We start from the raw sequence: 23423 nt of genomic DNA on the forward strand, positions 1-23423 counted from the left end.
CGATTACCAGGATTGGGTTGCTTTGAAGGAATCGAGGATAGCTTTCAGCTTGCCTTCGATTTCGTCGTTATAGCCACCGGTCTGGTTGATCTCTTGCATCAGCGGAGCGTGATCACGGTCGACGTAAGCCAGCAGAGCGGCTTCAAAGCTACCGATTTTCGCCAGTTCCACATCTTCGAGGTAACCGCGTTCAGCCGCGAACAGTACCAGGCCCTGCTGAGCAACAGACATTGGAGCGTACTGTTTCTGCTTCAGCAGCTCGGTCACTTTCTGACCGTGGCTCAGCTGTTTACGGGTTGCTTCGTCCAGATCGGATGCGAACTGAGAGAACGCAGCCAGTTCACGATACTGTGCCAGCGCGGTACGGATACCACCGGACAGTTTCTTTATGATCTTGGTCTGAGCAGCACCACCCACACGGGATACAGAGATACCCGGGTTAACCGCCGGACGAATACCGGAGTTAAACAGGTTGGTTTCCAGGAAGATCTGACCATCGGTAATGGAGATTACGTTGGTCGGAACGAACGCAGAAACGTCACCCGCCTGGGTTTCAATGATCGGCAGCGCGGTCAGAGAACCTGTTTTGCCCTTCACTTCACCTTTGGTGAAGTTCTCGACGTATTCCGCGTTAACGCGGGAAGCACGCTCCAGCAGACGAGAGTGGAGGTAGAATACGTCGCCCGGGAATGCTTCACGTCCTGGTGGACGACGGAGCAGCAGGGAAACCTGACGATAAGCAACAGCCTGTTTAGACAGGTCATCGTATACGATCAGCGCATCTTCACCGCGGTCACGGAAGTATTCGCCCATTGCGCAACCGGCGTATGGCGCCAGGTATTGCAGTGCAGCAGATTCAGACGCGGTTGCTACCACAACGATGGTGTTAGACAGTGCGCCGTGCTCTTCCAGTTTACGAACCACGTTAGAAATGGTGGACGCTTTCTGGCCGATAGCCACGTACACACATTTGATGCCGGAGTCACGCTGGTTGATGATGGCGTCGATTGCCATCGCGGTTTTACCGGTCTGACGGTCACCGATGATCAGTTCACGCTGACCACGACCGATTGGGATCATGGCGTCAACGGACTTATAACCAGTCTGCACTGGCTGATCAACGGACTGACGGTCGATAACGCCTGGTGCGATAACTTCGATTGGGGAGAAGCCATCGTGCTCAACCGGACCTTTACCGTCGATTGGCGCACCCAGGGTGTTAACAACGCGACCCAGCAGGCCACGGCCAACCGGCACTTCCAGAATACGGCCAGTACACTTAACCTTCATGCCTTCGGCGAGGTCAGCGTATGGACCCATCACAACTGCACCTACGGAGTCGCGCTCCAGGTTCAGTGCGATAGCGTAACGGTTACCCGGCAGGGAAATCATCTCACCCTGCATACAATCGGCCAGGCCGTGGATGCGGATAACACCGTCACTTACAGAAACAATAGTACCTTCGTTGTGAGCTTCACTCACAACATTGAACTGAGCAATGCGCTGCTTGATCAGTTCGCTGATTTCGGTGGAATTCAGTTGCATGCTCCAGTCCCCTTAAGACTGCAAGACGTCTGCAAGGCGCTCAAGACGGCCGCGTACGCTGCCATCAATGACCATATCACCCGAGCGGATGATTACGCCTGCCATTACAGACTTATCGATTTTGCAATTCAGCTTAACTTTGCGTGACAGACGTTTTTCCATCGCGGCGGTGATTTTCGCAAGCTGTTCGTCACTCAGTTCAGTCGCGGAAGTCACTTCGACTTCTGCAGTTGCTTCACTAAGGGCACGTAAGTGCTCAAACTGCTCGAGAACATCCGGGAGCACACGGAGACGACCATTTTCTGCCATGACCTTAATCAGGTTCTGGCCGTTGGCATCCAGTTGCTCTCCGCACACGGCGATAAACGACGCGGCGAGGGTTTCAGGCGCTAACGCACCGGAAAGCAACTCGGCCATTTGTTCGTTTTTCGTCACCTCAGCGGCAAACGCCAGCATATTCTGCCAGCGATCGACATTTTGGTGTTCGACAGCAAAGTCAAAAGCTGCTTTGGCGTAGGGGCGAGCTACCGTAACAAATTCAGACATCAGCCCCTCCCTCCTTACAGTTCAGCGACAAGTTTGTCCACGATGTCGCTGTTAGCAGCTTCATCCACGGAACGTTCGATGATCTTCTCGGCGCCAGCAACAGCCAGAATCGCAACCTGCTTACGCAGTTCTTCACGAGCACGTTTACGCTCAGCTTCAATTTCAGCCTGAGCCTGTGTCACGATCTTAGTACGTTCCTGTTCTGCTTCAGCTTTGGCTTCGTCCAGGATCTGAGAACGGCGCTTGTTAGCCTGTTCAATGATTACCTGAGCTTCAGCTTTCGCTTTTTTCAGCTGGTCTGTCGCGTTGGCCTGTGCAAGGTCCAAATCTTTCTTAGCGCGTTCTGCGGAAGCCAGACCGTCAGCAATTTCTTTCTGACGTTTTTCGATGGCAGCCATTAAAGGCGGCCATACATACTTCATGCAGAACCAGACAAAGAGAATAAACGCGATGGCCTGGCCGAGGATTGTTGCGTTCATGTTCACAGCACAATACCTCTTAAATTTCTGTGGCTTGGGGTTTTAAAACAACTACTACGCGACAGCAAACATCACGTACAGACCCAGACCTACAGCGATCATTGGGATAGCATCCACCAGACCCATAACGATAAAGAACTGAGTACGCAGCAGAGGAATCAGATCAGGTTGACGCGCTGCGCCTTCCAGGAATTTACCTCCGAGGATGCCGATACCGATCGCAGCACCGATAGCCGCCAGACCCATCATCACAGCGGCAGCCATGTACAGCAGATCCATATTCAGGTTTTCCATGACAGTCTCCAGTTTGTTTCAATTAAAACGTAGTAGTGTTGGTAAAAAATCAGTGCTCTTCAGACGCCATCGACAGATAGACGATCGTCAGAACCATGAAGATAAAGGCTTGCAGCGTAATGATCAGGATGTGGAAAATGGCCCATGGCACATTCAGAACCCACTGTGACCACCACGGCAGAAGACCCGCGATCAGAATGAAAATCAGCTCACCCGCATACATGTTGCCGAACAGTCGCAGACCCAGTGAAACAGGTTTGGACAGCAGGCTAACGCCTTCCAGGATCAGGTTGACCGGAATAAACGCCCAGTGGTTGAACGGCTGCAAGGTAAGCTCTTTCACAAAGCCGCTTACGCCTTTCATTTTGATGCTGTAGAAAAGAATCAGGATAAACACGCCCAGCGCCATCGACAGGGTGATGTTCACGTCCGCAGACGGTACAACACGCAGCGCAGGCAGGCCGAAGATGTGCTCGCCGATGAACGGCAGCAGGTCAATTGGCAGCAGGTCCATCAGGTTCATCAGGAAGACCCAAACGAACACGGTCAGGGCCAGCGGAGCAATCAGCTTGCTCTTACCATGGTACATGTCTTTCACGCTGCCATGGACGAAGCCGATGATCATCTCAACGAACGTCTGGAATTTCCCTGGAACACCGCTGGTCGCTTTTTTAGCAACGCTGCGGAACATGGCCAGGAACAGAAGACCCAAAACCACCGAGAAGAACATGGAGTCGATGTTGATCGTCCAGAAGGTGGCCGGGGGGTTATGTGGATCCACCAGCGAGAATGTACGCAGGTCCAGCTGAAGGTTATTCAGATGGTGACCTATGTAATCCTGCGGCGTCATATTTTCTGAAGCCATGATGCCTTTTACCCTTTGTTATTGATTACAGCTGGAGCCAGAACTTGTACCACCAGCACCAAAACCCACGTTGCTATCAGCGGCATGAATACCACTTTCAAAACCGCCAGCGCCATCACCAGTAGAGCAAAGGTCAGCAACACCTTACACACTTCGCCGAGAGCGAAGGACCAGGCCACGCGGCCTTTGGCGGGTGTATGCGCCTGATGACGCCAGGCAAAAATCATAAACAACACGTTTGGCAGCACGACCGCCAAACCCCCGCACACGGCGGAAATGCCCCAGAAGGGGTCTTTGAGGCTAAACAGCAGTCCACTTGCTATCACAGCCAGAAACTGAATGAACAGAAGCTTACGAGCAACGTTTCTACTCAAGAGCGACACAGACATCACGTTTTTACTCCTGCTCCCTTCGAGGTATGCCGCGTGTCGTATAAAACGTCCTTTAAGGCTCAGAGTCAAGCATCAAAAAGCGGACAAATTATACGGTGCGTACCCGTGATTTCAAACATTAAGTAGCGAAAAGGTGAATAAATGTTTAAATATTTTTCCCCAGCGCTATTTTTTAACTTTCGTAGAAAGCACCGACCTTCGAGCAAAACTGCAAACAGCGCGAAAACGTTGACTACAAAGCGTGCACGAGATCACAAAACACACATTTGCGATAAGGTTGTATTTATCAAAGCCGTAAATCGCCCAGGATTATCTTTCTGAAATTAAACACAAAATATCGCAACTATTTTCAAAACAGCCCCGTACACAATAAAAACCTTTTATTGACATTCTTAATAAATAATTAACATTGCGTTCTGGTTACAGCCTTCCACTTTTAGCAGGCTGATATTTTCATAGTTGACTATCTTCGCGATGAATAATCGACGTGAGGTTAACCGCAAGAAAATCCCTGGTAAAAAAGCGGTTAAACGCTCTCTGGTAAATCCCGGGTAGTTGTGCTGTTTTTTAACATACTCAGAACAGCACAAATTCCACATTTTTTATTATTTTTTTAAAAATTGTTTGGCTTAATTATCACCAGATGACGTTCACCGTCGAGCTGCGGAACGTTTAATTTCTCGATGGTTTCAACGCTAAAACCGTCCGGAAGCTGTTCAATTTCATCACCGGGCAGCTGTCCTTTCAGCGCAAAAAAACGGCCATCTTCTGCCGGCAGATGCTTACACCAGCTCACCATGTCATTGAGCGAAGCAAACGCACGGCTGATAACGCCGTCAAACGGCGGCTCTGCCGGAAACTCTTCTACCCTGCTCTGTACGGGCGTGATGTTATCGAGCTTCAGTTCATGCTGAACCTGGCGTAAAAAGCGCACGCGCTTGCCCAGGCTGTCCAGCAGCGTGAAATGGCTCTCGGGTCGGACAATCGACAGCGGAACGCCCGGCAAACCCGGCCCCGTCCCCACGTCGATAAAACGTCCACCTTTCAGGTACGGCGCCACCACGATACTATCGAGAATATGGCGAACCAGCATCTCGTTGGGATCGCGCACAGACGTCAGGTTGTACGCTTTATTCCATTTGTTCAGCATATCGACATACGCCACCAGCTGGTTTTTCTGGTGATCGGTGAGCGAAATACCTGCCTGATCCAGCAGACGAGAGAGTTTGTTGAGCACGGTGAATACCTGTTGAGAGTTTTTTTGCCCGGTGGCTCTGCCGCTTACCGGGCCTACGAATAAGTAGGGCGGGTCAGCGAAGCGCCACCCGCCAAAAGCAATGTCAATTACGCGCTACGGCGCAGCATGCCTTGCTTTTTCAGCCACACCAGCAGGATCGAAATCGCTGCCGGCGTAACGCCCGAGATACGGGAGGCCTGGCCAATCGATACCGGTTTGTGATCGTTCAGCTTAGCGATCACTTCGTTGGAAAGGCCCGTCACCTGACGGTAGTCCAGCATTTCCGGCAGCAGCGTGTTTTCGTTGCGCTGCTGTTTTTCGATCTCATCCTGCTGACGCGCGATGTAGCCTTCGTACTTCACCTGAATTTCGACCTGCTCGGCAGCTTCAGCGTCTTCAAGGCCCGGCGCGAACGCGGTCAGTTTGACCAGATTCTCGTAGGTCACTTCAGGGCGACGCAGCAGATCTTCGCCGCTGGCTTCACGCGACAGCGGCGCTGTTAAGTGAGCGTTCACTTCGGCAGCGGTATCCGCCTGTGGGTTTACCCACGTGGTTTTCAGGCGCTGACGTTCCTGTTCAATACGTTCCAGCTTCTCGTTGAAGCGCGCCCAGCGTTCGTCATCCACCAGACCCAGCTCGCGGCCTATCTCGGTCAGACGCAGGTCGGCGTTGTCCTCGCGCAGCATCAGACGATATTCCGCGCGAGAGGTAAACATACGGTACGGTTCTTTGGTGCCCAGCGTGCAGAGATCGTCGACCAAAACGCCCAGATAGGCCTGAGAACGCGCCGGCGCCCAGCCCTCTTTCTCGGCAGAGAAGCGGGCGGCGTTCAGACCGGCAAGCAGGCCCTGTGCAGCCGCTTCTTCGTAGCCGGTGGTGCCGTTAATCTGCCCCGCGAAGAACAGACCGTGGATGAATTTGCTCTCCAGCGTCGGCTTCAGGTCACGTGGGTCGAAGAAATCGTACTCAATAGCGTAGCCAGGACGAACGATTTTCGCATTCTCCATCCCCTGCATTGAGCGAACAATTTGCATCTGCACGTCGAATGGCAGGCTGGTGGAGATGCCGTTCGGGTAAATTTCGTTCGAGGTCAGCCCTTCCGGCTCCAGGAAGATCTGGTGCTGGTTACGATCGGCAAAGCGCATCACTTTGTCTTCGATCGACGGGCAGTAACGTGGGCCGATCCCTTCGATCACGCCAGCGTACATTGGGCTGCGATCGAGGTTATTGCGGATCACGTCATGGGTTTTTTCGTTGGTATGCGTGATGTAGCACGGTACCTGCTGCGGGTGTTGCGCCGCGTTGCCCATGAACGAGAAAACCGGCATCGGGTTATCGCCGTGCTGTTGGGCCAGTACGCTGAAATCAATGGTGCGCGCATCGATACGCGGCGGCGTGCCGGTTTTCAGACGGCTGACGCGCAGCGGCAGTTCACGCAGACGACGAGACAGCGGAATGGACGGCGGATCGCCAGCACGGCCACCGCTGTAGTTGTCCAGACCAATATGGATTTTGCCGTCCAGGAATGTCCCGACCGTCAGCACCACGGCTTTGGCGCGGAACTTGAGGCCCATCTGGGTCACGGCGCCCACGACGCGATCGTTCTCAACGATAAGATCTTCTACCGCCTGCTGGAAGATCATCAGGTTCGGCTGGTTCTCCAGCGCGGTGCGCACGGCCTGGCGGTAAAGCACGCGGTCTGCCTGCGCACGAGTGGCGCGAACAGCAGGGCCTTTACTCGCGTTTAGTATCCTAAACTGAATGCCCGCATGATCGATCGCTTTCGCCATCAGGCCGCCAAGTGCATCCACTTCTTTTACCAGGTGTCCTTTCCCAATGCCGCCAATCGCCGGATTACAGGACATTTGTCCCAGCGTGTCGATATTGTGTGTCAAAAGCAGGGTCTGCTGACCCATTCGCGCTGCGGCCATTGCGGCCTCAGTGCCTGCATGACCCCCGCCAATGATGATGACGTCAAAAGGATCCTGATAAAACATGGTGGTCTGCCTCGCGTAAAGCGGTATGAAAATGGATTGAAGCCCGGGCCGTGGATTCTACTCAACTTTAGTCTTTCGAGAAAGCATTGGGATCCTGGGCTATTAAAAAGAAGATCTTTTTATTTAGAGATCTGTTCTATTGTGATCTCTTATTAGGATCGCGGACACGTGTGGATAAGTCCGATCCTGCAAATAAGATCATGCAGTTAGGAAGGATCGTTTGCTGTGAATGATCGGTGATCCAGGACCGTATAAGCTGGGATCAGATCGCGACTTTATACACAGGCCAAAAACGACGCTAGGGTTGTTCTTTGGATAACTACGGGTTAATACGAGCTTTTAACCAGAGTTATCCACATCTGTTCGCGCGATCTTTAATCGTTTTTGAGTAAATTTTTCCATTCCGCGAGCCAGATCTCGGCTGGATCTTCCGGAATGTCATGATCGAGGATGTTGATCTTGAGCGTTTCACCCAGCTGTTTTGCTCCGCAAGCGGTAACAGCGGCTTCGACCTTCTCTATTGCCCCGCAAAAGGTGTCATATTCACGACTGCCGATCCCCACTGCGCCAAAACGGACGTTTGACAGGTCGGGCTGCTGTTCCAGCAGTTCGTCATATAAAGGTTGCAGGTTATCCGGCAGATCGCCCGCGCCGTGCGTGGAGGTGATCAGCAGCCAGACCCCGTCAGCCGGGAGATCTTCAAGCAGCGGCCCGTGCAGCGTTTGTGTAGAAAAGCCTGCATCTTCCAGCTTCTCAGCCAGATGTTCCGCTACGTATTCCGCACCGCCAAGAGTGCTGCCGCTGATAAGGGTAATGTCCGCCATTGATCGCTCGCTCAGATAAAGAGGGGATCATTGTACGCTGTGAACGAGCTGGGATCTACCTGTGGAAAATGTGGGAATGAATTTGCCCGATCACGGGCGGATGGTACGCATGATCGGGTTTTGCAGGGAGATCAGTGTCTCGGTGGACTGAATTTCATCGATTGTTTGGATCTTGTTGATAAGTACCTGCTGGAGGGCATCGATGGATCGGCACATCACCTTAATAAAGATGCTGTAGTGCCCGGTGGTGTAGTACGCCTCGGTGACTTCATCGAGCGCGTTCAGCTTTGCCAGCGCGGAGGGGTAGTCTTTTGCGCTTTTAAGAATAATGCCGATGAAGCAGCAGACGTCGTAACCCAGCTGCTTCGGGCTGACGTCGATGCGCGCACCGGTAATGATCCCTGCCTGCTTCATCTTCTCTACGCGAACGTGAATGGTTCCCGGGCTGACGCCAAACTGTTTCGCCAGTTCGGCGTAGGCTGTACGGGCATTGGCCATTAAGGCCTCAAGGATGCCGCGGTCCAGATTGTCGATCTGATAATTTTCCATAGCTTTTTCTTATGAAGATTAATGAATACGTCTATTCTAGCGTCTTATTTTAACGAATCAAAAGTGAAGGTGGCTTTTTGTTGATGGGTTATTGAATTAAGTGTCGGTTCTGTTGCTTAATCATTATCAACAGGACGCAGGAGTATAAATAATGAAAACCGCTTACATCGCAAAACAACGCCAGATCAGTTTCGTAAAATCCCATTTTTCCCGCCAGCTTGAAGAGAAGCTTGGTCTTATTGAAGTTCAGGCGCCGATTCTGAGCCGCGTGGGTGACGGGACGCAGGATAACCTGTCTGGTTGCGAAAAAGCGGTACAGGTAAAAGTGAAAACACTGCCAGACGCCCAGTTCGAAGTGGTGCATTCCCTGGCGAAGTGGAAGCGTCAAACCCTGGGACAACACGACTTCAGCGCGGGCGAAGGGCTCTACACGCACATGAAAGCCCTTCGCCCCGATGAAGACCGCCTCTCCCCGATTCACTCTGTCTACGTTGACCAGTGGGACTGGGAGCGCGTAATGGGTGACGGCGAGCGTCATGTCGGTACGCTGAAATCCACCGTTGAGGCGATCTACGCGGGGATCAAAGCGACCGAAGCTGCCGTGAGCAAAGAGTTTGGTCTGGTACCGTTCCTGCCGGATACGATCCACTTTGTCCACAGCCAGGAACTGCTGAGCCGCTTCCCGGATCTTGATGCCAAAGGCCGCGAGCGGGCGATCGCCAAAGAGCTGGGCGCGGTATTTCTGATTGGCATCGGCGGCAAACTGTCTGATGGCAAACGTCACGACGTTCGTGCGCCGGATTATGATGACTGGAGCACCGCGGGCGAAAGCGAATATGCCGGTCTGAACGGCGATATTCTGGTCTGGAACCCGGTTCTGGAAGATGCGTTTGAGCTCTCTTCGATGGGGATCCGCGTGGATGCAGAGGCGCTGAAGCGCCAGCTGGCGGTGACCGGTGATGAAGATCGCCTTAAATTAGAGTGGCATCAGGCGCTGCTGCGCGGTGAAATGCCGCAGACCATCGGCGGCGGTATCGGGCAGTCCCGTCTGACCATGCTGCTGCTGCAACTGTCTCACATTGGTCAGGTGCAGTGTGGGGTCTGGCCGCAGCAGGTACGTGAAAGCGTCGATTCTCTTCTTTAATTAACGCCGCCAGCGTCTGAGCAGGCGGCTACGCAACCCGGTATCAAAGCGCCAGATATGATCGAAGATGCGCATGATGCCGGGTTTTCCATGTGCGGACATCGCCACGGCATGAAAACGGTGCTGGTGCACGCGTTGCAGCTCCTTCACTTTATTTACCACATCTTCCGGCAGCCGCTGGGCAATGAAATCGGAAATCACCACCGCGTCAGCGTCGTACCAGTCGCCGCCCTGCATCCGTTCTACAATGCTGCGAAAACAGCTGGCCAGATCGGTGCCGCCGCGAAAACGTTGGCTTAAAAAGCGGATGGCCTGCTCAATGCCCTGCTGGTTCGTCAGCTCGTAGCCCACGACTTCACTGGAGAAGAGCATGATAAAGCAGCGACGGCGGTCAGCGAGCGCCACGCGCATCAGCGCCAGACAGAACGCCTTCGCACACTGCTCGTTAAAGCCGCCCATTGAGCCGGACGTATCCACGCAGACAATAAACGGCCCGCGCGGCTGCTCATCAAAGTCCTGATGCACGACCGGGCGCTGGCTGAGCTTCTCTCGCCAGGCTTCGCCGTGCAGCCGATAGGTGAGAAGCTGTTTTTCCACCAGCCGACGGTAAAACTCATACTCCAGTTCGGTCATCCCCAGCGTGCTTAGCTCGGTCGGCAGCAGGCGCAGGATGTCATCGCTTTGCTGGAGTCCGTCGACCTGCTCCGGCACGGTAGCCGGTTCGCGTACAAGGGTGCGGAAGGTTTCCATCGGGGCATCCTTCTTTGGGACCGATTTGGCCTCTCGCGAGCGGCCGAGCTGTTCCGCGAGCTTCATCAACTCCGGCTGCTGGGTAAGAAAGTCGCCGTACTTCACGATCAGTTGATAATCCCCGCGCCGCAGCTGCCCGGCGCTCATATCCCAGAGGCGACCAGCGGCGTTTTCATTTTCTACCAGCACCTCTTCGAGCTGACCACTCAGCGTCATGCGTTCCTGGACTTCGCTGAGCAGCTGTTCCCGCTCTTCATCCAGAAGCTGTTGGTTCAGCGTGGTAGCCTGGACGACCAGGCTCAGGCGCCAGCGCTGTAAAAAGAGCGTGTGCAGCGCCGGGGTAAAGGTGGCGTTTTCTGTGACCAGCGTTCTGGCCTGGCTGGCAAACGGAGAGTGGACTTTATCGAGCAGGGTAAGGGTTTGCGGGATCTGGACGATAAACTGTGGCGTCGATAGCCGCTGACACTGCTGATAGGCCGCGACTTCCTCCGTCAGTTCGGGCGGGACTTCAGTCTCCTTAAACCGCTGCCGCAGATTGTCGCGCCAGCGCGGGAGATCGTCCGTCATCGCTTTTTTGAGTTTCGGGAATTTTTCAAAGAAGGCCGCCAGCTGCGGCGATGCCAGAAGGGTAATCACCACCTCCTCGATCAACCCTTCCTCGCTGACGGCCAGCATCATATTGAGCGTGTCCAGCGTTAGCATTGACGCGCCTGTTTGATCTGCGCGCTGACGTCCTGCAGGCTGGCTTCAATGCGACCTAGCCAGTCGCTATGAATAAAGAGGCATTTTTGCTGCTCGCTGAAGCGGGTGTGCTGCTGATGCCATTCGGTATCCAGCGCTTCCAGCTGCTGTTTAATCTCTTCCGGCACGCTGTCCGAGGCGGTGCCGGGAAGCGCAAGACGCGATCCCTGAAGGCTCACGTCGCGGATCACAAGGTGCTGACTGCTGTCCACTTCCATATTCAGCGGCTGCGCGAAACCGATGCCGTTGAGCTTTCCGCGGATCTCCCCGCCCTTATCCAGCCACTGCGCCAGCGGCTCGCGCTCAATCGTAATGTGCACCACCTGCATATCATGCAGCTTGAGGGGCTGCTGGAGCAGCAGTGTCAGCGTCGTGCCGGTCAGATCGGCAGGTAGCTCGTAATGCGGTTTGCGGGCGAACATGCCGCCCAGTCGGTTCACTTTTAGCGCGGTTTTATCGCTTTGCTGCTGCTGGAGCTGAATGCGCCGTTGGGCAATCGCCCCCAGCTGGTTGAGCATCGCCTGCTGCCCCCAGGCGTGCCCGGTCATCAAAACGTCCAGCTGCTGCTGCATCAGGTTCATGCCTTCTGCGTCGTGCCAGAGGCAGTCTTTTAGCAGGATCAGATCGATAGGGGCGACCGCGTCGCGACCGCTGAACAGCGCGCTGGCCTGGAGCAGACGGATCGCTTTTTTCCAGCGACGATCCGAGACGTACGGGGCGGAAGGCAGGGAATCAAGCTGCTGGCGCAGCATGAAGATCAGCTCAAAGACGGCGTCGGGCAACTTAATTTTACCGATCTCATCCTGCCACTGATGGTACTCCTCGTCCGTCACCTGCAGTGAAGGTGCCACCGGGTTTTCGTTTTCGTCCTGCTGGCTCACCAGCATTGAACGGAAGTTTGATTTATCCTGGACTTTATCCAGCCACAGGCGGATCAGCATGCGGTCATACAGCGCTTCCAGGCTGCTGTCGGCTTCGGGCAGTTCGTTTGACGCGGCCACCAGCAGGCGCATGGGGATCTTCTCTTCGCTCGCGCCGTTGCGGAAGCGGCGTTCGTTGATTGCCGTCAGCAGGGTATTCAGAATGGCCGGGCCGGCTTTCCAGATCTCATCAAGAAAGACGATTTCCGCTTCCGGGAGATAGCCCGCCGTCAGACGCTCATAGCGCCCTTCATCTTTCAGGGCCTGAATAGAAAGCGGGCCGAAAACTTCTTCTGGCGTGGAGAAGCGCGTCATCAAATATTCAAATGCGCGAGCGTTCTGGAAAGCGAACTTTAGGCGGCGTGCAATCAAACTTTTGGCAATGCCCGGCGGTCCCAGCAGAAATACGCTTTCACCGCTCAATGCCGCCAGCAGGCAAAGGCGAATGGCGTGGCTACGCTCGTAAAGGCCTTTCTCCAGCGCGCTGCTGAGGCGGGAAATTCTTTCTGCTAATAAATGTGAGTGAGCCATAATAGTTTTGCATCCTTTCGCCGTTGTGGCGGCCAATTGAAGCGAGTATAGACGTTTCAGTCAGGGCTGGTAATAGGCTGAAGTGCGGCGCAATTTTCTTTGCGCTACATTAATGCGGTTGCATTTAGGGGTACGATTTTGCAATGAATCGTGCATACTGTGCGCTTTTTGTGGACCAAGGGACAGGAACACATTTGTTATTTAAACGAAAAGACTAGTCTATGAGCACTGATAATAAGCAATCATTACCCGCAATAACGCTTGCGGCGATCGGGGTTGTCTACGGTGATATCGGCACCAGCCCACTTTATACGCTTCGTGAATGTTTGTCCGGCCAGTTTGGCTTTGGTGTTGAGCGCGATGCCGTGTTTGGCTTCCTGTCCCTCATCTTCTGGCTGCTGATCCTGGTCGTTTCCGTTAAATATCTCTCCTTCGTTATGCGTGCAGACAATGCGGGCGAAGGCGGGATCCTGACCCTGATGTCCCTTGCCGGTCGTAATACCTCGGCCAGAATGACGTCTGTGCTGGTGATTATCGGCCTGATAGGTGGCAGCTTCTTCTACGGGGAAGTGGTGATAACACCGGCTATCTCGGTGCTCTCGGCGATTGAAGGGCTGGAGATTATTGCCCCGCAGCTTGATGCCTGGGTTGTCCCGCTGGCAATCATCGTGTTGACGCTGCTGTTCATGATCCAGAAACACGGTACCGGGCTGGTGGGCAAACTGTTTGCGCCGATTATGCTGGCCTGGTTCCTGATCCTGGCGGCGCTCGGTTTGCGCAGCATTATTGCGAACCCGGACGTGCTGCATGCGCTGAACCCTTACTGGGCGGTGCATTTCTTCCTTGAATACAAAGTGGTTTCCTTCGTGGCGCTGGGTGCGGTCGTGCTCTCCATCACCGGTGTGGAGGCGCTCTATGCTGACATGGGGCATTTCGGGAAGCTGCCTATCCGCGTGGCATGGTTTATTGTGGTGCTCCCGTCGCTGGTGCTGAACTACTTCGGTCAGGGCGCGCTGTTGCTCAAGAACCCGGAAGCGATTAAGAACCCATTCTTCCTGCTGGCACCTGACTGGGCGCTGGTGCCTATGCTGATCCTCGCAACGCTGGCGACCGTGATTGCCTCTCAGGCGGTGATTTCCGGGGTGTTCTCTCTGACCCGTCAGGCCGTTCGTCTGGGATATCTCTCGCCAATGCGCATCATCCATACCTCAGAGATGGAGTCGGGCCAGATCTACATCCCGTTCGTTAACTGGCTGCTCTATTTTGCTGTTGTGATCGTGATTGTTAGCTTCGAACACTCCAGTAATCTGGCGGCGGCCTACGGTATTGCCGTGACCGGTACGATGGTGCTGACATCGCTTCTCTCCACCACGGTGGCGTACCGCAACTGGCACTGGAATAAGTTCCTCGTGGGGATGATTCTGGTGGGCTTCCTGTGTATTGACGTTCCGCTGTTCTCTGCGAACCTCGACAAAATTGTCTCCGGTGGCTGGCTGCCGCTGACGCTGGGCCTGTTGATGTTCATTGTCATGACCACATGGAAAAGCGAGCGCTTCCGCCTGCTGCGCCGCATGCATGAGCACGGTAATTCTCTGGAGGCGATGATCGCGTCGCTTGAGAAATCCCCGCCGGTGCGCGTGCCGGGTACCGCGGTTTACATGTCTCGTGCCCTGAATGTAATCCCGTTTGCGCTGATGCATAACCTTAAGCACAACAAAGTGCTGCACGAGCGCGTGATCCTGCTGACGCTGCGCACCGAAGATGCGCCGTACGTTCACAACGTGCGCCGCGTACAGATTGAGCAGCTGTCCCCGACCTTCTGGCGCGTGGTGGCGAGCTACGGCTGGCGCGAAACGCCGAACGTGGAAGAGGTGTTCCACCGCTGCGGTCTGGAAGGGTTAAGCTGCCGGATGATGGAAACGTCGTTCTTTATGTCCCACGAGTCGCTGATCATCGGCAAGCGCCCATGGTACCTGCGTCTGCGCGGCAAGCTGTATCTGATCCTGCAGCGTAACGCCCTGCGCGCGCCTGACCAGTTTGAGATCCCGCCTAACCGCGTCATTGAGCTGGGGACGCAGGTCGAGATTTAAGTCTCCGTGCGGCCTGATGCCCTCACCCCGTCCCTCTCCCACAGGGAGAGGGCGCAAACATCTAAAACGGTAACCTGACGGTTACCGTTTTGCATTTACCTCCCCTTCCATTTCACTTAGCGAAACGTTTCGACGTTGATCACAAATCCGTTACGTCATGATGGTTTTCTGAACATTTATGCGGCTACACTATTTTTAGCGAAACGTTTCGCTAGTGGAGCAAGAAAATGAAGAAAGGCACGGTTCTCAACTCAGAAATCTCATCGGTTATTTCCCGTCTTGGGCATACCGATACGCTGGTGGTTTGCGATGCAGGCTTACCGGTTCCGCGCAGCACAACCCGTATCGATATGGCGTTAACGCAGGGCGTGCCCTCGTTTATGCAGGTACTGGAGGTGGTGACGGCGGAGATGCAGGTTGAGGCGGCCATTCTCGCGGCGGAAATCAAACAACATAATCCGCAACTCCACGAAACGTTGCTCAGCCACATTGAGCAACTGCAACAACACCAGGGAAACACCATAGAAATTCGTTACACAACGCACGAACAGTTCAAACAACAAACCGCAGACAGTCAGGCGGTGATTCGCAGCGGGGAGTGTTCCCCGTATGCGAATATCATTCTCTGTGCTGGCGTCACCTTCTGAGGCCATCATGGACGCATTACTGCAACTCAAAGGGATCGATAAGTCGTTCCCGGGCGTAAAAGCCCTCTCCAGTGCGGCGCTTAACGTCTACCCAGGACGCGTGATGGCGCTGGTGGGCGAAAACGGTGCCGGCAAATCCACCATGATGAAAGTGCTGACCGGGATCTACCAGCGCGATGCCGGTTCACTCGTTTGGCTGGGTAAAGAAACCACCTTTAACGGCCCGAAATCCTCTCAGGAAGCGGGCATCGGCATTATTCACCAGGAGCTGAACCTGATCCCGCAGCTGACCATTGCGGAGAACATCTTCCTGGGCCGCGAGTTCGTGAACCGGTTCGGCAAAATCGACTGGAAAACCATGTACGCCGAAGCGGACAAGCTGCTGGCGAAGCTGAACCTGCGCTTTAAGAGCGACCGCCTGGTGGGCGACCTCTCCATCGGCGATCAGCAGATGGTGGAAATCGCGAAGGTGCTGAGCTTCGAGTCGAAGGTCATCATTATGGATGAACCGACCGACGCCCTGACCGATACCGAAACCGAATCCCTGTTCCGCGTGATCCGCGAGCTGAAAGCGCAGGGACGCGGCATTGTCTATATCTCTCACCGCATGAAAGAGATCTTCGAAATTTGCGACGACGTTACCGTCTTCCGCGACGGCCAGTTTATCGCCGAGCGCGAAGTGGCAACGCTGACCGAAGATACGCTGATCGAAATGATGGTGGGACGTAAGCTCGAAGACCAATATCCGCATCTGGACAAAGCGCCGGGCGAGATCCGTCTGAAGGTAGATAACCTTTGCGGCCCAGGCGTAAACGATGTGACCTTTACCCTGCGTCAGGGCGAGATCCTGGGCGTGGCGGGCCTGATGGGCGCGGGCCGTACCGAGCTGATGAAAGTGCTGTACGGCGCACTGCCGCGCACCAGCGGTTACGTTACTCTTGACGGCCATGAAGTGGTGACCCGCTCGCCGCAGGACGGGCTGGCGAACGGCATTGTCTATATCTCCGAAGACCGCAAGCGCGACGGCTTAGTGCTGGGCATGTCGGTGAAAGAGAATATGTCCCTCACCGCGCTGCGCTATTTCAGCCATAGCGGCGGCAGCCTGAAACACAAAGATGAACAGCAGGCGGTCAGCGATTTTATCCGTCTCTTTAATGTTAAAACGCCGTCGATGGAGCAGGCGATTGGCCTGTTGTCCGGCGGGAATCAGCAGAAAGTGGCGATTGCGCGCGGGCTGATGACGCGCCCGAAAGTGTTGATCCTCGATGAGCCAACCCGCGGCGTAGACGTGGGGGCGAAGAAAGAGATCTATCAGCTGATTAACCAGTTTAAGGCCGACGGTCTGAGCATCATTCTGGTCTCTTCCGAGATGCCAGAGGTATTAGGCATGAGCGATCGCATTATCGTCATGCATGAAGGGCATCTCGGCGGTGAATTCACTCGCGAGCAGGCCACCCAGGAAGTTCTGATGGCTGCCGCTGTGGGCAAGCTTAATCGCGTGAATCAGGAGTAAGAAGATGACTACCCAGGCTGTTTCTGGTCGCCGCTATTTCACAAAGGCATGGCTGATGGAACAAAAATCGCTGATTGCCCTGCTGGTGCTTATCGCGATTGTCTCGACCATGAGCCCGAATTTCTTCACCGTGAATAACCTGTTCAACATTCTGCAGCAGACGTCGGTGAACGCCATTATGGCGGTCGGCATGACGCTGGTGATTTTGACCTCGGGTATCGATCTGTCCGTCGGTTCCCTGCTGGCGCTCACCGGTGCGATCGCCGCTTCAATTGTGGGAATTGAGGTCAACGCGCTGGTGGCCGTTGCGGCTGCACTGGCGGCTGGCGCGGCGATTGGTGCCGTTACCGGTGTGATTGTGGCAAAAGGCCGCGTTCAGGCGTTTATCGCCACGCTGGTGATGATGCTGCTGCTGCGCGGTGTGACCATGGTTTACACCAACGGTAGCCCGGTGAATACCGGGTTTACGGATAACGCGGATCTGTTTGGCTGGTTCGGTATCGGTCGCCCGCTGGGTGTCCCGACCCCGGTCTGGATCATGGCTATCGTCTTCCTGGCGGCGTGGTACATGCTGCACCATACCCGCCTGGGCCGTTATATCTATGCGCTGGGTGGTAACGAAGCGGCCACGCGCCTGTCCGGTATCAGCGTTAATAAAGTCAAAATTATCGTGTACTCCCTGTGCGGCCTGCTGGCGTCACTGGCGGGCATCATCGAAGTGGCGCGCCTCTCTTCCGCGCAGCCGACGGCGGGGACGGGGTACGAGCTGGATGCCATCGCGGCGGTGGTTCTGGGCGGTACGAGCCTTGCGGGCGGTAAAGGTCGCATTGTTGGGACATTGATCGGCGCACTGATCCTCGGTTTCCTGAATAATGGTTTGAATTTGTTAGGTGTTTCCTCCTATTACCAGATGATCGTTAAGGCAGTGGTGATTTTGCTGGCGGTACTGGTAGACAACAAAAAACAGTAACTGACGACACTACAGGACATCTTAGATATGAACATGAAAAAACTGGCTACCCTGGTTTCTGCTGTCGCGCTGAGCGCAACCGTAAGTGCTAACGCCATGGCGAAAGATACCATCGCGCTGGTTGTCTCTACCCTGAACAACCCGTTCTTCGTCTCCCTGAAGGACGGTGCGCAGAAAGAAGCGGACAAACTGGGCTACAACCTGGTGGTGCTGGATTCACAGAACAACCCGGCGAAAGAGCTGGCTAACGTTCAGGACTTAACCGTTCGTGGCACCAAAATTCTGCTGATCAACCCAACCGATTCTGATGCCGTAGGCAACGCCGTGAAGATGGCAAACCAGGCGAAAATTCCGGTGATCACTCTGGACCGTCAGGCAACGAAAGGCGAAGTTGTGAGCCACATTGCGTCTGATAACGTGCTGGGCGGTAAAATTGCTGGTGACTACATCGCGAAGAAAGCCGGTGAAGGCGCGAAAGTTATCGAACTGCAGGGCATTGCCGGGACTTCCGCGGCCCGTGAACGTGGTGAAGGCTTCCAGCAGGCCGTGGCTGCACACAAATTCAACGTGCTGGCCAGCCAGCCGGCAGACTTCGACCGTACTAAGGGTCTGAACGTCATGCAGAACCTGCTGACCGCGCATCCAGATGTGCAGGCGGTATTTGCACAGAACGATGAGATGGCGCTCGGTGCGCTGCGTGCGCTCCAGACCGCAGGTAAATCAGATGTGATGGTTGTCGGATTTGACGGCACGCCGGATGGTGAAAAAGCAGTAAATGATGGCAAACTGGCTGCGACCATCGCTCAGCTGCCTGAGCAGATTGGCGCGACTGGCGTTGAAACTGCCGACAAAGTGCTGAAGGGCGAAAAAGTTCAGGCCAAATACCCTGTTGACCTGAAGCTGGTCATTAAGCAGTAAAGGCGATTCAGGCAGTCGCTGGCTGCCTGAGGGACACCAAATAAAAGAAAAGTGTGGCATACGCCACCGGGTAATACCGGTGGCGCTCTCAGATGGACACCTCAATACATGAAAACCGCAGGCAACCTCGTCGTCCTTGGCAGTATCAATGCCGATCACATTCTTAACCTTGAAACGTTCCCCACTCCGGGCGAAACCGTCACCGGCAATCAGTATCAGGTCGCGTTCGGCGGTAAGGGCGCAAACCAGGCAGTTGCCGCCGGGCGCAGCGGGGCGAATATCGCGTTTATCGCCTGTACGGGTGATGACGATACCGGCGAGCGCGTACGCAAGCAGCTGGCAAGTGACAACATCGATACTGCACCCGTCAGCGTTGTTGAAGGGGAATCTACCGGTGTGGCGCTGATCTTCGTCAATGCGGAAGGTGAGAATGTCATCGGTATTCATGCGGGGGCTAACGCCGCGTTAACGACTGAACGCGTCGAAGCGCAGCGTGGGATCATCGCCGGAGCGGAAGCCCTGCTGATGCAGCTGGAGTCCCCGGTTGAAAGCGTGCTGACCGCCGCGAAAATTGCGCATGAAAATCATACCACTGTCGTACTTAACCCTGCGCCTGCCCGTGTATTATCAGACGAACTGCTGGCGCTGGTGGATATCATCACCCCGAACGAAACCGAAGCGGAAAAGCTGACGGGCATTCGCGTTGAAAATGACAATGATGCCGCGCGTGCGGCGAAAGTGCTGCATGCAAAAGGCATCGGGACCGTTATCATTACTCTTGGTAGCCGCGGGGTATGGGCTAGCGTCAATGGCGAAGGCCGTCGCGTGCCGGGCTTTAAGGTCAAAGCCATTGATACCATCGCCGCTGGAGACACCTTCAACGGTGCGCTGGCGACGGCATTGCTGGAAGGAAAAGCGATGGATGACGCGATCCGCTTTGCGCATGCCGCCGCCGCGATTGCGGTGACGCGCAAAGGCGCACAGCCTTCCGTTCCGTGGCGTAAAGAGATCGATGAATTCTTAAGTCAGCAGGGGTAACGCTTGGCTACGATGAAAGATGTCGCCCGCATGGCGGGCGTTTCTACTTCGACCGTCTCTCACGTTATTAATAACGACCGCTTCGTCAGCGAGGCGATTCGGGAGAAAGTCGAAGCCGCAGTAAAAGATCTCAACTATGCGCCGTCGGCGCTGGCGCGCAGTCTGAAGCTTAACCAGACGCGCACCATCGGCATGCTGATCACGGCCAGTACCAATCCTTTCTATTCTGAACTTGTTCGTGGCGTAGAGCGCAGCTGCTTCGAGCGTGGCTACAGTCTGGTGCTGTGCAATACTGAAGGCGACGAGCAGCGCATGAACCGCAACCTGGAAACGCTGATGCAAAAACGCGTCGACGGGCTGCTGCTGCTCTGTACCGAAACGCATCAACCTTCAAAAGAGATCATTCAGCGCTATCCTTCTATTCCCACGGTAATGATGGACTGGGCGCCGTTCGACGGGACCAGCGATCTGATTCAGGATAACTCGCTGCTGGGCGGCGATATGGCGACGCAGCATCTGATCGATAAAGGTTATACCCGCATTGCCTGTATTACCGGCCCGCTGGATAAAACCCCGGCGCGCTTGCGTCTGGAAGGCTATCTTTCGGCAATGGAGCGGGCAGGGCTTGCCATTCCTGATGGCTATCGCATCACCGGCGATTTCGAGTTTAACGGCGGTTTCGAGGCAATGCAGACGCTGCTGGCGCAAGAGCCTCGCCCGCAGGCGGTGTTTATCGGTAACGATGCGATGGCGTTTGGTGCCTATCAGGCGCTGTATCAGGCAGGGTTACGCGTTCCGGACGATATGGCGATCGTGGGCTACGATGATATCGAACTGGCGCGCTATATGACGCCGCCGTTGACCACGATCCATCAGCCGAAGGATGAACTGGGTGAGCTGGCCATCGACGTGTTGATCCACCGTATGGCTCAGCCCACGCTGCAACAGCAACGTTTGCAGCTTACTCCTGTTCTGATGGAACGCGGTTCGGTTTAGCTTTCTCTTTGTGACGCTCTTTAATCAGGTTCCGCCCATCTTTCGGTTTTAACAACATAAAGACCAGCGCCGACACCACGGTAAGCGCGCCCATGGTGATAAAGGTATAGTGGAACTGCTCGACGGTATTCGTGCCGTCAAACCCTTCATAAAACCGCAGCACCGCCGCGCTCACGGCTACCCCGAGGCTGATCGACAGCTGTTGGGTCACCGCCAGTACGCTGTTGCCGCTGCTCGCGTTCTCGTCGGTCAGGTCCGCAAGGGTGATGGTGTTCATCGACGTGAACTGCGTTGACATCGCCATTCCCAGCACAAATAGCGGCAGGATCAACATCCAGACCGGTAACGCCGCGGATTGCAGCGAGAACTGCGCAATCATCAGACCGATAAAGACCGTCACGCCAACCAGCGTTTTACGATAGCCAAACCAGCGCAGTACTTGTGTGACCGTCGATTTCGCCAGAATGGAACCCATTGCCGTGGGCGCCATCATGCAGCCGGCAATCAGGGCCGGATAGCCGAAACCGACCTGCAGCATCAATGGCATCAGGAACGGTACGCAGCCCGTGCCCAGACGTGAGGCAATATTGCCCGCGATCCCGACGGAAAAGGTTCGGGTGTTAAAGAGAGATAAAGAGATAAGCGGTGTCGGGTGACGACGCGCATGGCGTATATAAAGAAGGAACAGCAGAATACCACTGAGGATGACGGCGAGCGCCAGCCACGTTTCAACGAGCTTCTCGCCAATGAGCTCCATGCCACTGGAGAACAGCACCAGGCTCAGTCCAAACAGGAAAAAGCCGCCCATATCGAAGCTGCGCCTTGGCGTGGTGAAGTTCGGCATATATTTGCGGGCATAGATTAGCCCTGCCACGCCAATCGGAATATTAATCAGGAAAATCCAGTGCCAGCTTGCCCAGGTAACCAGCACACCCCCGAGGACCGGGCCAAGTATTGGGCCGACCAACCCTGGCATGGTGACAAAGTTGAGTACGGGGAGCAGTTCGCTGCGTGGGTAGGCACGCAGCAAAGCGAGGCGCGCCACCGGCATCATCATCGCGCCACCTATTCCCTGCAGTACGCGAAAGATAACCAGCTCCGTTAATGAAGTGGAGAGCGCGCAGGCCAGTGAACCGAGCGTAAACAGCGTTACGGCCAGCATGAAAACTCTTCGGGTACCGAAGCGATCGGCCAGCCAGCCACTTACCGGGATCAACATCGCCACCGTGAGGGTGTAGCTGATGATGGCGGACTGCATTGCCAGCGGGGAGCGGTTAAGGCTTTGCGCAATGGCGGGAAGCGCCGTATTGAGGATGGTGGCATCCAGTGCCTGCATAAAGAACGCCATGGCTGCAATCCACGGCAATCCGGCCATGCTGCGCGCTTTTTTCTCTGTCATTTATTTACCTGCTGGTGGGTTGGTGCGGTCAGCAATGCCTGACATGCAGTCAGGGCTCGCTGCCCGTCGCTCTCCTGAATGGCATCTACTATCGCCTGATGCAAATCCAGCTTTACCACTTCGTCTTGTGTAATAGAGGTAAAGTAGGTGTGGTACACCGAATGGAATAACGAAGCAAAGGAAGTGAGGAACGGATTGGCGCTCATCATATAGATATGTTCATGCCAGGCCATATCGACCTCAATCCATCGTTCCCGGTTGAAGTGTTTTTTCAGGAACACCATCTCTTCCATGAGTGCGTTAAGCTGCGCTTTCTGCTCTGCTGTCCCGAGCGTGGCGGCAAGCAGGCATGCCTGAGGTTCAAGGCTGCTGCGCATTACAAGAAAGTGATCGACGACCTGATGGAAGTTGTCTTCGGTCATCCACCAGGAGAGCAGCTCCTGATCGAGAAAATTCCAGTTATTCTGTGGCATCACGCGCGTGCCAATACGAGGGCGTGGAAGCACCATGCCTTTTGCCGTCAGGGTTTTCACCGCCTCGCGAACCGCGGTACGGCTTACTCCAAACTGCTCACCCAGCTCCAATTCACCCGGCAGGATGCTCCCCGGGGCATATTTACCCGCTAAAATCCGCTGCGCCAGCTTTTCTGCCAGCACATAGGACAGATTTTTTTGGGCGGCCAGCTGTTGTGCGCTTAATGGCATCGCTTTTATTCCTTAATGTTTCATGCTGTTAATTATGCCACCTCGAATGTGATTGTGGTTGCAGATACATCAAATAGAACAATTTGTAGCTTGATATCACCTCTGTTGGTGAAAAAAAACACGGTCAGAAACTTTTTTTGAATTTCCTCTTGTCACTTAAGAATAACGCCCTATAATGCGCCTCCACTGACACGGAACAACGGCACGCAAGCCGCCGGGTCAGCAGAGAAAACCAAAATAAAGGCTTGACTCTGAAGCGGGAAAGCGTAATATGCACACCCCGCGCCGCAGCGAAAACGAAGCGGCACTGCTCTTTAACAATTTATCAGACAAT

Annotated in this window: 22 protein-coding genes; 8 read left to right on the top strand and 14 right to left on the bottom strand. The window is 54.8% G+C overall.

Annotation, left to right across the window (positions count from 1 at the left end; all coding sequences use genetic code 11):
- Positions 1–3: 3 nt before the first annotated feature.
- The 10 genes from atpA to asnC all read right to left on the bottom strand — a co-directional run bounded on the left by atpA (position 4) and on the right by asnC (position 8728).
- Positions 4–1545 carry a F0F1 ATP synthase subunit alpha gene (gene atpA / locus AC2FAJ_RS15735; RefSeq protein WP_003862367.1) on the bottom strand — a complete coding sequence of 514 codons (1542 nt, stop codon included), beginning with the start codon at positions 1543–1545 and terminating at the stop codon, positions 4–6.
- A 12-nt stretch (positions 1546–1557) separates the two neighbouring features.
- Complete coding sequence (gene atpH / locus AC2FAJ_RS15740; RefSeq protein ID WP_003862369.1) at positions 1558–2091, bottom strand: F0F1 ATP synthase subunit delta; 534 nt, start codon at positions 2089–2091, stop codon at positions 1558–1560.
- 14 nt (positions 2092–2105) lie between these two features.
- On the bottom strand, positions 2106–2576 hold the full coding sequence (gene atpF / locus AC2FAJ_RS15745) for a F0F1 ATP synthase subunit B (RefSeq protein ID WP_003862370.1): 471 nt from the start codon (positions 2574–2576) through the stop codon (positions 2106–2108).
- A gap of 48 nt (positions 2577–2624) precedes the next feature.
- A complete protein-coding gene (atpE, locus tag AC2FAJ_RS15750; protein ID WP_000429386.1) occupies positions 2625–2864 on the bottom strand; it encodes a F0F1 ATP synthase subunit C in 240 nt (79 codons plus the stop codon).
- 49 nt (positions 2865–2913) lie between these two features.
- Positions 2914–3729, bottom strand: coding sequence for a F0F1 ATP synthase subunit A (gene atpB / locus AC2FAJ_RS15755; protein ID WP_028014916.1), 816 nt, complete (start codon positions 3727–3729; stop codon positions 2914–2916).
- Between the two features lie 8 nt (positions 3730–3737).
- Positions 3738–4118 (bottom strand): F0F1 ATP synthase subunit I, encoded by a 381-nt coding sequence (atpI, locus tag AC2FAJ_RS15760; RefSeq protein WP_008500194.1) that lies wholly within the window; start codon positions 4116–4118, stop codon positions 3738–3740.
- 616 nt (positions 4119–4734) lie between these two features.
- Positions 4735–5358, bottom strand: a complete 624-nt coding sequence (rsmG, locus tag AC2FAJ_RS15765) for a 16S rRNA (guanine(527)-N(7))-methyltransferase RsmG (protein WP_045631288.1) — start codon at positions 5356–5358, stop codon at positions 4735–4737.
- A 107-nt stretch (positions 5359–5465) separates the two neighbouring features.
- Positions 5466–7355: a tRNA uridine-5-carboxymethylaminomethyl(34) synthesis enzyme MnmG gene (gene mnmG, locus AC2FAJ_RS15770; protein ID WP_193359073.1), complete on the bottom strand. Its 1890-nt coding sequence runs from the start codon at positions 7353–7355 to the stop codon at positions 5466–5468.
- A 374-nt stretch (positions 7356–7729) separates the two neighbouring features.
- Positions 7730–8179 carry an FMN-binding protein MioC gene (gene mioC / locus AC2FAJ_RS15775; RefSeq protein WP_041911749.1) on the bottom strand — a complete coding sequence of 150 codons (450 nt, stop codon included), beginning with the start codon at positions 8177–8179 and terminating at the stop codon, positions 7730–7732.
- Between the two features lie 90 nt (positions 8180–8269).
- Complete coding sequence (asnC, locus tag AC2FAJ_RS15780; RefSeq protein WP_008500198.1) at positions 8270–8728, bottom strand: transcriptional regulator AsnC; 459 nt, start codon at positions 8726–8728, stop codon at positions 8270–8272.
- Positions 8729–8879: 151 nt separating this feature from the next.
- On the opposite strand from asnC, the gene asnA reads away from it, so the two are divergent.
- On the top strand, positions 8880–9872 hold the full coding sequence (gene asnA, locus AC2FAJ_RS15785; protein ID WP_041911750.1) for an aspartate--ammonia ligase: 993 nt from the start codon (positions 8880–8882) through the stop codon (positions 9870–9872).
- Here the strand turns inward: asnA and viaA are convergent, their stop codons facing one another.
- Both viaA and ravA read right to left on the bottom strand, forming a co-directional pair.
- Entirely contained in the window at positions 9873–11324 is a 1452-nt protein-coding gene (gene viaA, locus AC2FAJ_RS15790; RefSeq protein ID WP_041911751.1) for an ATPase RavA stimulator ViaA, read from the bottom strand.
- Entirely contained in the window at positions 11318–12814 is a 1497-nt protein-coding gene (gene ravA / locus AC2FAJ_RS15795; RefSeq protein ID WP_045631286.1) for an ATPase RavA, read from the bottom strand. The genes viaA and ravA overlap by 7 nt, the downstream gene beginning before the upstream one ends.
- A 221-nt stretch (positions 12815–13035) precedes the next feature.
- Between ravA and kup the strand changes: the two genes are divergently transcribed.
- The 7 genes from kup (at position 13036) to rbsR (ending at position 20986) form a co-directional block, all read left to right on the top strand.
- Positions 13036–14904, top strand: a complete 1869-nt coding sequence (gene kup / locus AC2FAJ_RS15800; RefSeq protein WP_041911753.1) for a low affinity potassium transporter Kup — start codon at positions 13036–13038, stop codon at positions 14902–14904.
- Positions 14905–15131: 227 nt separating this feature from the next.
- On the top strand, positions 15132–15551 hold the full coding sequence (rbsD, locus tag AC2FAJ_RS15805) for a D-ribose pyranase (RefSeq protein ID WP_003862392.1): 420 nt from the start codon (positions 15132–15134) through the stop codon (positions 15549–15551).
- Positions 15552–15558: 7 nt separating this feature from the next.
- Positions 15559–17064: a ribose ABC transporter ATP-binding protein RbsA gene (rbsA, locus tag AC2FAJ_RS15810; RefSeq protein ID WP_485454308.1), complete on the top strand. Its 1506-nt coding sequence runs from the start codon at positions 15559–15561 to the stop codon at positions 17062–17064.
- Positions 17065–17068: 4 nt separating this feature from the next.
- The gene (gene rbsC / locus AC2FAJ_RS15815; protein ID WP_006808742.1) at positions 17069–18034 is read left to right on the top strand and encodes a ribose ABC transporter permease; all 966 of its coding nucleotides are present in this window, start codon (positions 17069–17071) and stop codon (positions 18032–18034) included.
- Between the two features lie 27 nt (positions 18035–18061).
- Positions 18062–18952 (top strand): ribose ABC transporter substrate-binding protein RbsB, encoded by an 891-nt coding sequence (rbsB, locus tag AC2FAJ_RS15820; protein ID WP_010426610.1) that lies wholly within the window; start codon positions 18062–18064, stop codon positions 18950–18952.
- 108 nt (positions 18953–19060) lie between these two features.
- Positions 19061–19990, top strand: a complete 930-nt coding sequence (gene rbsK / locus AC2FAJ_RS15825; protein WP_041911755.1) for a ribokinase — start codon at positions 19061–19063, stop codon at positions 19988–19990.
- A 3-nt stretch (positions 19991–19993) separates the two neighbouring features.
- On the top strand, positions 19994–20986 hold the full coding sequence (rbsR, locus tag AC2FAJ_RS15830; RefSeq protein WP_072252026.1) for a ribose operon transcriptional repressor RbsR: 993 nt from the start codon (positions 19994–19996) through the stop codon (positions 20984–20986).
- Here the strand turns inward: rbsR and mdtD are convergent.
- Together mdtD and AC2FAJ_RS15840 are read right to left on the bottom strand one after the other, a co-directional pair.
- Positions 20952–22385: a multidrug transporter subunit MdtD gene (mdtD, locus tag AC2FAJ_RS15835; protein WP_028014904.1), complete on the bottom strand. Its 1434-nt coding sequence runs from the start codon at positions 22383–22385 to the stop codon at positions 20952–20954. The genes rbsR and mdtD overlap by 35 nt on opposite strands.
- A complete protein-coding gene (locus tag AC2FAJ_RS15840; RefSeq protein ID WP_028014903.1) occupies positions 22382–23089 on the bottom strand; it encodes a FadR/GntR family transcriptional regulator in 708 nt (235 codons plus the stop codon). Before AC2FAJ_RS15840 ends, mdtD begins: the two co-directional genes overlap by 4 nt.
- Between the last annotated feature and the right edge of the window lie 334 nt (positions 23090–23423).

It is taken from the genome of Enterobacter cloacae complex sp. 385G4 (assembly GCF_057320665.1).

What these genes read in the sequence shown, in the direction of transcription:
- rbsB (WP_010426610.1), top strand. Translation starts at nt 18,062, where the DNA reads ATGAACATGAAAAAACTGGCTACCCTGGTTTCTGCTGTCGCGCTGAGC.
- ravA (WP_045631286.1), bottom strand. Translation starts at nt 12,814, where the DNA reads ATGGCTCACTCACATTTATTAGCAGAAAGAATTTCCCGCCTCAGCAGC.
- atpB (WP_028014916.1), bottom strand. Translation starts at nt 3,729, where the DNA reads ATGGCTTCAGAAAATATGACGCCGCAGGATTACATAGGTCACCATCTG.
- asnC (WP_008500198.1), bottom strand. Translation starts at nt 8,728, where the DNA reads ATGGAAAATTATCAGATCGACAATCTGGACCGCGGCATCCTTGAGGCC.
- mdtD (WP_028014904.1), bottom strand. Translation starts at nt 22,385, where the DNA reads ATGACAGAGAAAAAAGCGCGCAGCATGGCCGGATTGCCGTGGATTGCA.
- atpA (WP_003862367.1), bottom strand. Translation starts at nt 1,545, where the DNA reads ATGCAACTGAATTCCACCGAAATCAGCGAACTGATCAAGCAGCGCATT.
- atpE (WP_000429386.1), bottom strand. Translation starts at nt 2,864, where the DNA reads ATGGAAAACCTGAATATGGATCTGCTGTACATGGCTGCCGCTGTGATG.
- rbsK (WP_041911755.1), top strand. Translation starts at nt 19,061, where the DNA reads ATGAAAACCGCAGGCAACCTCGTCGTCCTTGGCAGTATCAATGCCGAT.
- mnmG (WP_193359073.1), bottom strand. Translation starts at nt 7,355, where the DNA reads ATGTTTTATCAGGATCCTTTTGACGTCATCATCATTGGCGGGGGTCAT.
- atpI (WP_008500194.1), bottom strand. Translation starts at nt 4,118, where the DNA reads ATGTCTGTGTCGCTCTTGAGTAGAAACGTTGCTCGTAAGCTTCTGTTC.
- atpH (WP_003862369.1), bottom strand. Translation starts at nt 2,091, where the DNA reads ATGTCTGAATTTGTTACGGTAGCTCGCCCCTACGCCAAAGCAGCTTTT.
- kup (WP_041911753.1), top strand. Translation starts at nt 13,036, where the DNA reads ATGAGCACTGATAATAAGCAATCATTACCCGCAATAACGCTTGCGGCG.
- rbsC (WP_006808742.1), top strand. Translation starts at nt 17,069, where the DNA reads ATGACTACCCAGGCTGTTTCTGGTCGCCGCTATTTCACAAAGGCATGG.
- rbsD (WP_003862392.1), top strand. Translation starts at nt 15,132, where the DNA reads ATGAAGAAAGGCACGGTTCTCAACTCAGAAATCTCATCGGTTATTTCC.
- rbsA (WP_485454308.1), top strand. Translation starts at nt 15,559, where the DNA reads ATGGACGCATTACTGCAACTCAAAGGGATCGATAAGTCGTTCCCGGGC.
- asnA (WP_041911750.1), top strand. Translation starts at nt 8,880, where the DNA reads ATGAAAACCGCTTACATCGCAAAACAACGCCAGATCAGTTTCGTAAAA.
- mioC (WP_041911749.1), bottom strand. Translation starts at nt 8,179, where the DNA reads ATGGCGGACATTACCCTTATCAGCGGCAGCACTCTTGGCGGTGCGGAA.
- AC2FAJ_RS15840 (WP_028014903.1), bottom strand. Translation starts at nt 23,089, where the DNA reads ATGCCATTAAGCGCACAACAGCTGGCCGCCCAAAAAAATCTGTCCTAT.
- viaA (WP_041911751.1), bottom strand. Translation starts at nt 11,324, where the DNA reads ATGCTAACGCTGGACACGCTCAATATGATGCTGGCCGTCAGCGAGGAA.